Source organism: Agrobacterium sp. 33MFTa1.1, assembly GCF_004328495.1.
In the GTDB taxonomy this organism is placed as follows: Bacteria; Pseudomonadota; Alphaproteobacteria; order Rhizobiales; family Rhizobiaceae; genus Agrobacterium; species Agrobacterium pusense.
This window is the reverse complement of the sequence record NZ_CP036359.1, coordinates 1,102,089-1,114,865: the sequence shown is the minus strand read 5'-3', so window position 1 is coordinate 1,114,865 and position 12,777 is coordinate 1,102,089. Positions and strand designations below refer to the sequence as shown.

11 protein-coding genes and 1 tRNA gene are annotated in these 12,777 nt (G+C 55.4%); 1 reads left to right on the top strand and 11 read right to left on the bottom strand.

Translation table 11 applies throughout. The features are described 5' to 3' along the window. Positions 1-18: 18 nt before the first annotated feature. Entirely contained in the window at positions 19-423 is a 405-nt protein-coding gene (locus EYD00_RS18945) for a hypothetical protein (protein ID WP_131258904.1), read from the bottom strand. A 221-nt stretch (positions 424-644) separates the two neighbouring features. Between EYD00_RS18945 and EYD00_RS18940 the strand changes: the two genes are divergently transcribed. Continuing rightward, entirely contained in the window at positions 645-1,226 is a 582-nt protein-coding gene (locus EYD00_RS18940; protein ID WP_034500318.1) for a recombinase family protein, read from the top strand. A 294-nt stretch (positions 1,227-1,520) separates the two neighbouring features. Here the strand turns inward: EYD00_RS18940 and EYD00_RS18935 are convergent, their stop codons facing one another. The 10 genes from EYD00_RS18935 to EYD00_RS18890 form a co-directional block, all read right to left on the bottom strand. Further along, complete coding sequence (locus EYD00_RS18935) at positions 1,521-2,546, bottom strand: hypothetical protein (protein WP_034500317.1); 1,026 nt, start codon at positions 2,544-2,546, stop codon at positions 1,521-1,523. Between the two features lie 537 nt (positions 2,547-3,083). Further along, complete coding sequence (locus EYD00_RS18930) at positions 3,084-4,076, bottom strand: site-specific integrase (protein ID WP_034500314.1); 993 nt, start codon at positions 4,074-4,076, stop codon at positions 3,084-3,086. Positions 4,077-4,147: 71 nt separating this feature from the next. Continuing rightward, positions 4,148-4,891: a HEPN domain-containing protein gene (locus tag EYD00_RS18925; RefSeq protein ID WP_034500313.1), complete on the bottom strand. Its 744-nt coding sequence runs from the start codon at positions 4,889-4,891 to the stop codon at positions 4,148-4,150. A gap of 5 nt (positions 4,892-4,896) precedes the next feature. Next, entirely contained in the window at positions 4,897-6,084 is a 1,188-nt protein-coding gene (locus tag EYD00_RS18920; RefSeq protein ID WP_051674353.1) for a DUF262 domain-containing protein, read from the bottom strand. A gap of 183 nt (positions 6,085-6,267) precedes the next feature. After that, positions 6,268-6,357: transfer RNA gene (locus EYD00_RS18915), tRNA-Ser, on the bottom strand. 197 nt (positions 6,358-6,554) lie between these two features. Then, entirely contained in the window at positions 6,555-7,436 is an 882-nt protein-coding gene (locus tag EYD00_RS18910; protein ID WP_004437365.1) for a dihydrodipicolinate synthase family protein, read from the bottom strand. Further along, complete coding sequence (locus tag EYD00_RS18905) at positions 7,433-9,076, bottom strand: ABC transporter ATP-binding protein (RefSeq protein WP_006699958.1); 1,644 nt, start codon at positions 9,074-9,076, stop codon at positions 7,433-7,435. The genes EYD00_RS18910 and EYD00_RS18905 overlap by 4 nt, the downstream gene beginning before the upstream one ends. Next, complete coding sequence (locus EYD00_RS18900) at positions 9,069-9,992, bottom strand: ABC transporter permease (RefSeq protein WP_022563330.1); 924 nt, start codon at positions 9,990-9,992, stop codon at positions 9,069-9,071. Before EYD00_RS18900 ends, EYD00_RS18905 begins: the two co-directional genes overlap by 8 nt. Positions 9,993-10,007: 15 nt before the next feature. Then, complete coding sequence (locus EYD00_RS18895) at positions 10,008-10,922, bottom strand: ABC transporter permease (protein ID WP_022563329.1); 915 nt, start codon at positions 10,920-10,922, stop codon at positions 10,008-10,010. A gap of 76 nt (positions 10,923-10,998) precedes the next feature. After that, a complete protein-coding gene (locus EYD00_RS18890) occupies positions 10,999-12,507 on the bottom strand; it encodes an ABC transporter substrate-binding protein (RefSeq protein ID WP_004437354.1) in 1,509 nt (502 codons plus the stop codon). Positions 12,508-12,777: the final 270 nt, after the last annotated feature.

The following is a 12,777-nucleotide window of genomic DNA, read 5'->3' as shown; positions in this document are numbered from 1 at the left end:
TAGTAGATCGATCCCCTTTTACTGAGATGCGCGAACCTGCTCGGCAAGATATTGCAAGGCCCTCTCTGCATCAGTGCCGAGAGTGTTCTGATACCGCTGAAGAAGGGCATCGGAGCACTCAGCGTAGCTCGTCCTTGGCGCTTCCCGTTCAAATGCACGTTCGATTTCTCTATCGGCTGCAATCAAATCGATACTTGGAACACGACCGAGGATGCCAAGTAGCCGGGTCTTGTAGGAGATGTGCTCTCCGGCGGGTTTTCCACATTCGACGGAGCTGCGTTTCAGCACGACGTAAGGAACCATCGCATTCGCGTAAGCGGTGTCTAGCGGGCCTGCGATCGCCGGACTGCTGAGCACGCATATTGACGGGGTCAGCGCCGTTGCCATTAGAACAAACATTCTCGTCATTTTTTTGCTGAGCACCTGACCCTCCATAGATTTCGTGATGTAGGCACCGCACGAAAGGGAAGGGTTCCGTCATAACGAACCGACGATATGGCGCACGAAGATAACGTATTGAGATCCTTCGGAGACGCTTCTCGGTCAACAGAAAAGCCGTGTTGCACGAAAAGGTTCCTTTTAATCAAGGGCTTGCCGGGTATCATACACGGATGGATTGCACCAAAATTTAGGCGGCAGGCAGAATGAACACCTTGGGATATGCTCGCGTCAGCACCGTGGAACAAAGCCTCGACTTACAAATGTCGGCGCTGAGGGCGGCGGGATGCACCGATGTCCTTACAGATGAAGGATACTCCGGCGCAGACTTTACAAGACCCGGTCTGACGCGCCTGCTTCGAAAGCTTCGGCGCGGAGATACCATCGTTGTCTGGCGTCTCGACCGTTTGGGTCGATCTCTCTTCGAACTTCTCAAACTCATTCGCGACCTTAACGAGCGTGGGGTGGAGTTCCGATCGTTGAGTGAAAGCTTAGACACTGGCACGCCAGCCGGTCGGCTCTTGCTGCACGTTCTCGCGTCGATGGCCGAGTTCGAGCGATCGCTGATTAGCGAACGGACGCGGGCTGGTATGGCTGCCGCTCGTGCTCGTGGGAGCCGCATCGGTCGTCGCCCTGCAATGACAGACGATCAGCGCCGGGACGCTCGACAGGCTTTAGCGAACGGTTTAGCGACCGCCGAATCCATCGCGAAACAGCATGGAATTCACCCCCGGACATTGCTTCGAACTCTCAAGGTCGACGCGCAGCGTCTGGATGCTTCATATTGACTCAGAGAAGCTCGCTGGCTCGCTTTGAATGACGGGATGAGGAAATGTTCGTCCCAACGCTGGCTCTCGCTGGTGACTCTCTGTGAGGTTTTTCCTCTTCTTGCCGAGTGCCCTTTCTAACCACCGGCGAAGTTGTCGTATGCTCGGAGTTGGCTTGCAGTTTACAGGCCGGACAGTGTTTCAGGACCAGAATGTCACGCTACCAATTCTCTTCTATATTATCTTAAATAGAATATTTATATAATTGGTAGCGTGACACGTCTTCTCTCCAAAATCTGCCCCGGTTAGGAAAACCTAATCATGAATGTGGGGGAGCGTAATCGAACCGCTGCCATCCTCTCGACCGCGTTTTTTGGCTCTACAACGCTGTTGCCGCTTCCGATCCATCCGCCTCTTATAATCTCCCGCCGGGTCTTCAACTCCACACTGTCTAGAAGCTTCGCTCAGAACGAAATCACCAAGCTTTTTGCAGCCCTGTCTCTGCGGGCACGATGAGCATTCCTTCGAGGAAGGGTCATGAGTGTAGTGCATCCCGAAGCAGGTCGGCCAACGTTCCGTGGAACCCAATGAAGTGGAACCCATCTCTGCGACCGGACCATCACTGAGGTTGCTATCTGCGATCGCCAGCGCTCGTTCGAAGGCCTCCTCGGTCGTAATGGACTTGAAGATTTCAGCCGGAACCTGCTTTCTATCGTAGCTGAAAAGCTGGATTGCACGGTGAAGCGGCATGCTCACTTCTTTGACGTATTCGAGGATGAAGCGCCTGAAGTCGTCCTGTGCTGGGATGCCGCGATAGTTTTCGATCCGGTAGGAAGGATGCTCGACACGGGCAAGACCTGCGGTCACATATTCCCTCCATCTCCCCATAAGAAATTTTGCAAACCAAGGTGCCGACTTATCATTTCCGTGCAGTTGATTTGGCCGCGGAAACTTGTCGCGCTTGTCACCTCGACGTAGAGCGAACTCAAGAGCTACCTCAATATAGAACGGGTAGGGAACTCCAAAGTCGTCTGCCCGCTGCCGGGCGGCAACGAGATGACTTCTCTCGCGGGCGTTAGTAGCAATCGTGCGGAGATGAATTCCGCTGACGTTTTCGACAGATTGGGAATCAACCTCTGCCGCGAATTTCCGCCGAAAAATTTCCTGATAGGTTCGAGCAAAGAGCATGTTGGCATCATGCGGGGACATGAACCGATAATCAAACCACTTCCTGCTGTAGAGCCGCCGCTCAGCCTCAAGCACGTCAGTCGGATGTTGCTGGATCGTCTCGATGAGGGAGTCGACCCGCAATTGTTCGGGAGATTTTGGTGTTTTAGTCATAGCTCATCCTCCACGCCACTATGGCGAGTTAAGCGGGTTTCGTTTTCGGATGAGCAGCCGGCAGCTCGTTTCAGTATATAGCGGAATCTTCGGCGGATTCTTAAAAATGTTCAAGAAAACTCAGAGGTGGTCACGCGGAGCTTTTTCGCCCGACACGCAAACCAAAAAAAGCGTTCTCATCCGCCGCTCGATAGTTTGGATCACGAAAGATGCCGCAAACGAGCAAAAAACGCGAAATCGGGCGTTTCGCGTCAACTTAGTGTAAAGGTAGCGGCACCAAGTTTCTTATATATCCTTAGAAGCCGGTTGTTCATCCCACTTGTTATTCCGGTGGATTCTTGGCGTTTCTGTCGCGTCTGACGCCGCTATTTGTCAAAAGGTAAATCTCCAGCTTCTAGCGGGAGAGGTGGTTTGGATTTTGACACTCGGTGGCGACCCGAGGCATCCCCTTCAGTCGAGACGATTTTTTCTAAGACTTCGCTGTGCTCCGGCGCACGAGACACAGCGCAGCTTCACGATTGCATTTCGTAGATTAATCTATCCCAGACGGGCCACGAGATCGTCAGCGGCGAGGTGCGTGTATCTCCTTAGCATCCGCAACTCTTTGTGCCCGCTCACGCTGCTGACCTCAATCACGTTCAAACCCCGTTCGAACAAGCGGCTGACACCTTCATGGCGTAGATCATGAAAGCGCAACCCGTTTATGCCAGCACGCACCAGCAACCTTCGCCATGCCTGTTCAAGCGTTCCGGCACGCATTGGAAATATAGTAGATTGATCTACATCCGGATGTTCCTTCCAAGCTATCAATGTATCAAATGCTCGCTGTGACAGAGGAACGTCACGACGGGAACCGTTCTTGGTAAGAGCAAGAGAGAGCACCCGGCGATTGTGCGAAAAATCTGTCCACTTCAATCCAAGAAGCTCACCACGGCGCATCCCGGTCTCGACGGCAACGACCAACAGCGTCCGGAGAAAAGGTATTTTTCCGACATCGCAAGCATCAAGCAGCCGTTGCTCTTCATCAGGTGCGAGGCGACGGCTGCGTTCATTGCGGATCACCGGACGACGAACCAGCTTCACGACGTTCTTTGCAAGAGGCAGACCCCAATCCCGGATGGCGACCTCGAGGACGTGGCTGAGGATCGCAAGTTCGCGGACAGCAGTAGATGGAGCTACCGATTGAAGGCGCTCGTCGCGGAACGAGGCAATGTCCTGTTGGCTCAGTCCGATCATCGTCCGGTATGCGAGTTCGTGGCGACGCAACACATCAATGCGCTGTATCTCTTGGACGGAGCCACGCTTCAAAGGCGAAACTTCGTGCTGGTATCGTTCGAGAAGCTGTCCGAGCGTTGTGCTTTCTAGGATTTTCGTGTCCGGCGCAGCGCCGAACCGATCAACCTGCGCCTCAAGGTCGCGCGCCCACTTTTCCGCTTCGAGCTTTGTGTCAAAGCTCTTGCAGCGGGGTTTCATTCCGCGCCGACGAACCTGTGCCTGCCAGCGCCCCCTAAGTTTTCTGATTGTCGCCATCGTGATCTCCAACAGATGTTGAAAATCATGCTTAGGACGCCCTGACGAAGGGTCCAAGGTCGCTGGGTCAATTAATGAGTAGCCTCAGCCAAAGCACGTTCTGGAAGATGATCTGGCAATTCAGCAGCCAGCGCTACAGCTAATGCTTTGAACTCATCTGCGAATTTGTAGACGGTCTCGGCACCGACAGAACTGTCGACATTCAGTGCGTGAGCAATGTCGTTCCTCATTTCCATAAAATCGTTCAATGAAGTTACGAATTGACCGTGAACCTTGCCCTGTTCCTGAAGCCCATAATGCTCCTTCATCACTTCATGCTTACAAACCAAATTACAGACATCTGACAAACCGCATACCGAAAAAATTGAATTGATTTCATTGGGTCGCATATTGTTGTCGTTGTGTATCAACATCTTGTATATATCTTGAGACACATCCCCCCCTAAAAACGAGCAGACTGTATCAAATTTCAACCGCGATGATGCTGAAATATGTTCTAATGAAAGCGATGTCCCTCCTGTATCAATTTTTTCGCGAGCCAGATGCTCAAGTGTTCGCCTCCAGGCAGTAGCCGGGAGCTTTCGTGGTAGCTTTTTGGGATCCTTAGTTTGAGTAACCAAATCCTTTGCGAATTGCCGTCCCATCTGGCGGATGAACTCTTCGAAGGTTGCTGCCATCAACAAGATTGCGGAATTGATTGAAGCAACACGAGCTTTGCTGGAAACCTTACTCGCACTAATAAGTCGGACTACTCCGCATAGCGCGTCGAGATCGGCTATGAAATCCTCACCTATCAAGTCATAGTTGTTTGTCATCGGTATCACGATGCAAGCAGAATTGTCTGAAATAACGAAATGCGATCTCTGACGGACTCCGCTGTGTTGCCTCGTCCTACTAGAATGTCATACTCAGTCGGGTTGGCGAGAGCCTGTGTGAGCCTCAACATAATCGCAGCGTTGCGTGCGGCAATCTCGTTCCTGCGATCCCATAGACGATTTACAGCAACCATAGCAGCATCATAGACTGCCGCGGAAACTCGCTCTCTGTTGTCATTTGGTGCTTTGATTGAGAATGGTTCTCCACCAAACAGGTCGAAGAGGAATTTGAATCGGCTCTTAAATTCGACTTTTGCTGCCTCTGCTTGCTCATGAGTCATTTGAGTGTCCATTGCTCGGTCCAGCATGGATTTCATTGAACCACGAATATTGGCGTCATTTTTTAAAGCAAAATAACGCAGAACGAGTTCGCAATCCTTCATTGTGCTGTATAGGCTGTTTTTCTGCCGCTCTGGATTTATATAATAGTCGTCAGGATTAGTTTCATTATAGGCTGGAATTCCGAAGACTTGCGTAAATAAAGAATACCTACTTAACTCTACTATCGCATTATTAAAGGGTCCGGGATTTTGAGCGTTCCGCAACTCTTGCGCATTCAACTTCATTCCGCCGGTATTCAGTCTATCAAAGACCAACCGCCGAATGTCAGTGAGATTGAGAAGGTTGCTTCCCGTGATTTCGGTTTCGCTTTCCATTAGGAGAACGATAGCCGATATGCTTGCGCGATCTAAAGTTCGTTTCACGCGAGGCGGGGCTTTTGGATAACGGATACCGTTCAGCGGGGAGAGAACTCTCAGCCCGGTTAACGCGAACGCACCAGAGAAAAACTCACGTATAGTATTTAACCTTTGCTGACCATCCATCACTTCATAGCGGGCAGCGTCGTTTTCATAAAAGAAAACCGGTGGGATAGGTATATTGAGAAGAAGCGACTCGATCAGCCGCGATTTCTGCGTTGTGTTCCAGCGTAAACGCCGCTGATATTCTGGGTGAAGATTTATGGCTTCTCCCCGGTCAATCATATCTCTTATCTGAGGAAGTAGAAAGTTATTCGTCTGATATACAACGCGGAACGCATTTTTCGCCAAAAATTCGTCTGGATCACGCGAGTCGACTACGGATGGAGCATCATCTATCTCGTCTATTTCGCCCAGATCAACATCGACGTTCATTCTACTCGCCTTTTCGGTGGTTAATGCGTGCGGTATAAATCGATTAAGAGGAAGAGGCTAGTCTGATTCCTATTCGACCCTCGGATGTGCCGCGAGTGTGGCCCATCGGGCGCACAGGACCGATATTGGACACCAATAGATAACAGCCAATCCGGGAAACCCTTGCCCACCCAAGGCAGATTATGGCGGAGAGGGTGGGATTCGAACCCACGATACCCTTGCAGGTATGCCGCATTTCGAGTGCGGTGCATTCGACCACTCTGCCACCTCTCCGCATGCGCGAACGCTTGCGTTGCGCGCTCCTCTTAAACATCAATGGCCGGGCTGACAAGCGGAATTTCGCGTTTGTGTCACAAATTATTCGTCTTGAACGAGCTCACGGAATGGGGTTGGAGTTTGATTGTTTTTGCCGATATTTACTGATGACACGCCTCGGATTTTGCCAGGCGGGTGTGATTGATCGATCAGGTCTACAGTCGCTGATAGCGCCGGAGGATGTCAATGATCCGGTCATCCTGATCAGGATCCGGCAGGAGCGCCGGCTGGCGGCTGGCGCCGACGGAAGGGTCCTGGAGATAAAGCGAACGTTTCACCATGGCCGGCGCGAAACCGAGGGCATAAAGATCTGTGCGGAAAGCCGCATAAATGGCCTGCTGGCGTTCGGCTTCGGCGATGTCGCCGGCGTTGAAAGCATCGAGAATGCCGGCGAGCACATCCGGAAGCGCGTTGCCGAGACCGGAAATGCAGCCTGCCGCACCGTTCTGCAGCGACCACAGAACGAGATGGTCCGGGCCGGAATAGACCTCGAAGCCGGGCACATCCTTCGCCACCCGAAGATAGGCTTCGAGCGTCTGCTGTGCACCGCCGGAATCCTTGATGCCGGCGATATTGCCGTGAGTGGCGAGCTTGCGGGCGGTTTCCGGTTCTATGTGGTTCTGGGTGCGGGCGGGAATGTCATAGAGATAGACCGGCGTGTCGACAGCGTCGGCCACCGTCGAGAAATGGCGGATCAGGCCATCCTGCGTACAGGCGATGAAGAAGGGCGTGATGACGGCGATGCCGTCGACACCAATACGGTCGAAGGATCTCGCGAGCTGCAGGGTTTCGAAGGTGGCCGGCATGCCAGCATTCACGATGACCCTGGCGCGGCCGGCCACCTCATCCACCACCTCCTCCGTCAGCCGGATCTTTTCATCATGCGTCAGCGCGGTAAAATCGCCGTTGGTACCGGCGCACATGATGTTGTTGCCGGCGGCTACCTGGCGGCGCACCTGCGCACGCGTCGCCTCATAATTGATGGTTTCGTCTTCATTAAAACAGGTGACGAGCGCAACGAAGGCTTGTTTGCTCATGAAAGAACTCCGCTTGAATTTCCGGTGGCCTGGACAGGCGATGCAGCGTTATGTCCGGCCTCCCTATCGGGGTCGGGGTCGAGACTGGCTGAAAGGAGCGCGCGCGTGTAAGCCTCGCCCGGCGCTTCGAAAATCTGGCGGACGGTGCCGAATTCCACCACCTCCCCGCGCTGCATGACCATGACGTGATCGGCAAAATCCCGCACCACCGGCAGGTCGTGAGCGATGAAGATAAAAGAGAGGCCCATTTCGCGGCGCAGCTTGTCCAGCAGCGCAATAACCTGCGCCTGAACCGAAACGTCGAGTGCAGAAACCGCTTCGTCGCAGATGATCAGCTTCGGCTCCAGCGCCAGCGCCCGGGCAATGGCGATGCGCTGCCGCTGGCCGCCGGAAAACTGATGCGGATACCGGCGCATATGATCCGGTGAAAGACCGACCTGCTGCAGCAATTCGGCAACCCGTTCGCGCCATTTCGCCCTCGGCACTATGTCCGGATGGATGACCCAGGCTTCGGAAATCAGCTGGAACACCGTCATGCGGGGATTGAGCGACTGGGTAGGGTCCTGAAACACCATCTGCAGATCGCGCCGAAGCGCATAAAGCTCCGCTGGCGACAGCCTGAACAAGTCACGCCCCTTCCAGACGGCGCTGCCGGCATCCGGCTCATCGAGCCGCAGCAGGATGCGGGCGAGCGTCGACTTGCCGGAACCGCTTTCGCCGACGACGGCGATGGTTTCTCCGGCCATCAGGTCGAAAGAGACACCTTTCAACGCCTCGAAGGCGCCGTAACGCTTGCGCACATTCCGCACGCTGAGCAATGGCTCACCCGTTGCTTTCGGCTCATGCATCTCGCCCCGGCCGGGGGCGGCGTTGATCAGCTTGCGGGTGTAGGGGTGCTGCGGATTGCTGTAAACCTCGCGAACGGTGCCGGCCTCTACCAGAACGCCCTTCTCCATCACCACGACCCGGTCGGCAATTTCGGCGACTACGCCGAGATCATGGGTAATGATGAGCACTGCCATGCCCGTTTCCCGCTGCAGTTCCCTGAGCAGCGAAAGCACTTCCGCCTGCACCGTCACGTCGAGCGCGGTGGTGGGTTCGTCGGCGATCAGAAGATCGGGGCGCAACGCCAGCGCCATGGCGATCATCACGCGCTGGCGCTGGCCGCCGGAAAATTCATGCGGGTATTTCGTCAGCGCCCTGTCAGGATCGGGAATGCCCACACGCGCTATAAGCCGCCTCGCTTCCGCTTCTGCCTCGGCCTTGCCCATGCCATGCGTGGTCATTGCCTCGCGGATCTGCCAGCCAACAGTATAAACCGGGTTGAGATGGCTGAGCGGATCCTGAAAGATCATGGCGATGCGCCGGCCGTTGATCTCGCGGCGCGCCTCGGTCGGCATGGTCAGCAGGTCCTTGCCGTCGAGCAATATTTCTCCACCGCCGATGCGGCCGGGCGGCATGTCGATGAGGTTCATGATGGCCGACGAGGATACCGACTTGCCGGAACCGCTTTCGCCAAGGATCGCCAGCGTCTCACCTCGGTCGATATGGTAGGAGACATCCTTCACCGCATGCACGACACCGCTTACGGTGTGGAATTCCACGGAAAGATTGCGCACCTCGAGAAGATGATCAGCCATTTTTACGGCCCTTCATTTCCAGCCGCCAGCGCTGCACCGGGTCGAGCGCGATGCGCAGCCAGTTGGACAGCAGGTTGAGCGACAGGGTGGTGAGAATGATGGCGAGCCCCGGCCAGAAGGACAGCCACCAGGCATTGGTGAGATATTGCCGCCCCTGCGAAATCATCAGGCCCCAGGTGATTTCCGGAGGCTGAATGCCGATGCCGAGGAAGGACAGCGCGCTTTCCGCGAGCATGACATAAGCGAAATCAAGCGTTGCCAAGGTCGTCAGTGTCGGCAGCACCACGGGCAGGATGTGGCGGAAGAGGATGCGTTTTCCCGAAGCGCCCATGACCCTCGCCGCCTGCACGAACATCCGTTCGCGCACCTCCAGCACCTCCGCCCGGGTGGTGCGAATATAAACGGGAATCCGTGTGATGGCGAGTACCAGCATCAGGTTGAGGATGGAGGAGCCCAGCAGATAAAGCACGATGACCGCAATCAGCAGCGATGGAAAGGACATGATCACATCCGCAAGCCGCATGATGATCTGACCGGTGCGGCTGGAGGAAAAACCGGCGATGAGGCCGAGTACAGTTCCGGTGACGGCGGAGAGAAAAACCGCGCCGGCGGCGATCATCATCGTGTTTTGTGTGGCGGCGACGATGCGCGCGAGAAGCGGGCGGCCGAGTGCATCCGCCCCCAGCCAGAAATACCACTCGCGCTGCCAGTCGAACGGTGCAAGGTTGCGCCCGCGCAGGTTCTGTTTTGTCGCGAGATCGCCGAGCCAGGCCGGGCCGACAAAGGCGAGAATGACGACAATGACGAGAAAGATGGCCGCGCAGAGCGCAAACTTGTCCGCCCACAACATGCGCAGCATGCGGGTTGCGAAAGACGGTTCATCGATGATCTCAGTATCGGCGTTCATAAGGCTCATGGCTGGACGACCTCCTCAGTGCCGGATGCGCGGATCGAGCAGCGCATAGGCGATATCGATCAGAAGGCTCATCAGGAAGATGGCCAACGCCGTGACGAGGATGGCGGCCAGAACGACATTGAAATCCCGCTGAAGGATGGAATCGATCATCAGCTTGCCGACACCAGGGAAACCAAAGATGGTTTCAACCACGACGGCGCCGTTGAGAAGGCTCGCCGCCTGATCGCCGATAACGGTGATCACGGGCAACATGGCATTGCGCAAGGCGTGGATGAAGATGATCGGACCCGATTTCACACCCTTGGCGCGCGCCGTTTTGACATAGGCCGAGGACAGCGCGCCGATCATCGAGCCGCGCACCACCTGCACGATAATGCCGAAGGGGCGTACAAACAGAACCGCGATAGGCAATATCCAGTGCAGCACGGACCCTGTGCCCGACGTGGGAAGCCAGGCCAGGTTGACGGAAAAAACCACGATCGCAACGATCGCCAGCCAGAAATCCGGCACGGATGCCCCGATGAGTGAGATACTCGAAGCGACGCGGTCAAAAAAGCCGCCGGAACGGAACGCCGCGAGCGAGCCGATGATGATGGCCGCCGTGGTGACCAGCGACATGGTGATAACGGCAAGCCAAAGCGTCCAGACGAAAGCCTCCAGCACCACATCCAGCGCCGGGCGCGCCTTTCGGAGAGATTCACCCAGATCACCCGTCATCACATCGCCGGCATAGCGCAGAAACTGCACCATCAGCGGGTCGTTCAAACCGTGCAAGGCGCGAAACTGCTGCTTCAATTCCTCGGACGCTTCCACCGGCAGAAACAGCGCCGCAGGGTCGCCCGTCAGGCGGGACAGGAAGAAAACCATCACGATGAGGCCGATCAGGGAGATCAGGCTCGCAAATGAACGTTTTCGGATGAAGTTCAGCATTGTTGCCTCCGGTTTTTCAATGCGGCGGCGAAGCTTCCGCCGCGCCGCCGCTTCTTCATTGACAGGACGCGGGACCTTATTTGATGCCGATTTCCGAAAGCTGCAGCATCGAGTTGGTGGCAATGGTCGGCTTGAAGTCCAGCCGCTCGGAGACACGGGAGAAACCGACCATGTGGAACAGCAACACATCCGCTACCACGTCATCATGCAGATAGGCGATGAGTTCGGACCAGAGCTTGGCGCGCTCGTCACCCACGGCTGCGGAGGCGCGTTCGATCAGATCGTCCACCTTCTTGTCAGAAAAGCCGGACTGGGTACCCTTGGTGGCATATTTGAAGAACATCGTGAAGGACGGGTCGCCCTTGGAATTGTCATGCATGGCGGCGACGATCTGCGGTCCACGGCCTTCCTTGAATGGCTTCGAATAATAGCTTTCGTGCTCGGCCACTTCCACGAATTTCAGGTCGATCTTGAAGCCGACTTCCTGCAATTGCTGCTGGATCGCTTCCATGATCTCGGTAACGTTCGGGAAATTCGCCGTGCGCGCGATGACGGTGATCGGTGTATCCACCTTTACGCCGGCGGCCTTTGCCTCTTCGAGCAGCTTTTTTGCACCCTCAGGGTCATAGGGGAAGACCTTGACGTCGGGATTCCAGCCGAGCGTGGTCGGCGGAACCAGCGCCGTCGCCAGGACCGCTCCTTCGGGAACCAGCGTGCCGAGAAATGCCTGCCTGTCGATGGCAAGGTTGAGCGCGCGGCGCACCCTGACATCGTTCAAAGGCGCAATATTATGATCGAGGCGCATATAGACCGTTTCACTGTCGAGATAGGAAAAATCGGTCTTAGGATTTGTCGCGTCTAGCTGTGAAATGGAGGGGGAGAGATCGGCCTCGCCAGTCTGCACCATGGCGGCCCGCACCGAGGGATCGGCGCGAAAGAGATAGGTCGCTTCCGTGACCTGCGGCTTCTTGCCCCAATAATCATCACGCGACGTCAGTACGATCTGCTGGCCGGGAGTCCAGTTGGTCAGCTTGTAGGGCCCGGTGCCGACAGGCTCGCGGATGAATTCCATCTTGGTTTCTTCGGGAACGATGGTCACGAGCGACATCAGCAGCGGCAGGATCGGCTGGGCCGGATCCGTCTTGAAATCGATCGTATGGTCGTCGACAACCGTCGGCGTCACCGTCATGCCGCCGAAATAGCGACGGGACTCGCAGGCGTTCTTGTCGCTCATGATGCGCTCGAAGCTGTGCTTCACATCCTTGGCGTCAAAATCCGTACCGTCGGAAAATTTCACGCCCTGACGCAGGTGGAAGCGCCAGCTGCCATCCGAGTTCTGCTCCCATTTTTCAGCAAGGCGCGGCTGAACGCCGTTCTTGCCGCGCACATCAAGCTCGGTCAGGGTCTCACTGACATTTTCCATAATGATACGGCCAATGTTGGAGCGCGTGGCCATGCAGGGCTCAAGCAGGTCCGCTTCTTCCGCCAGCACGATCTTGATCGGCCCCGAAGCTGCAAACGCCGGCGAGCCGGCGGCGCTGAGGGAACCCAAAACAAGGGCGCCCGCAATCAATGACTTCTTCATTCCGTTCTCCTCCCAGATCAGAAATTCAGCAACATGGCGGTGGACCGCAAGAGGCAGTTGAAGGCCCCGTCTCCCGCATCGGGGAGCATGGCGTGCGGATGATCGTCTCCTCCACCCGTCATCAAAGCATCGACGCTATCGCATTTTTTGTCAATTTATTTTTCCTTACCGATTTCAGATCAGTCTCGGTTTATAATTTTTATTGTTGTAAATCAACATATTAGATATAAAACTCCGAATGAATATCACGATATTTTCTACATAATAAAC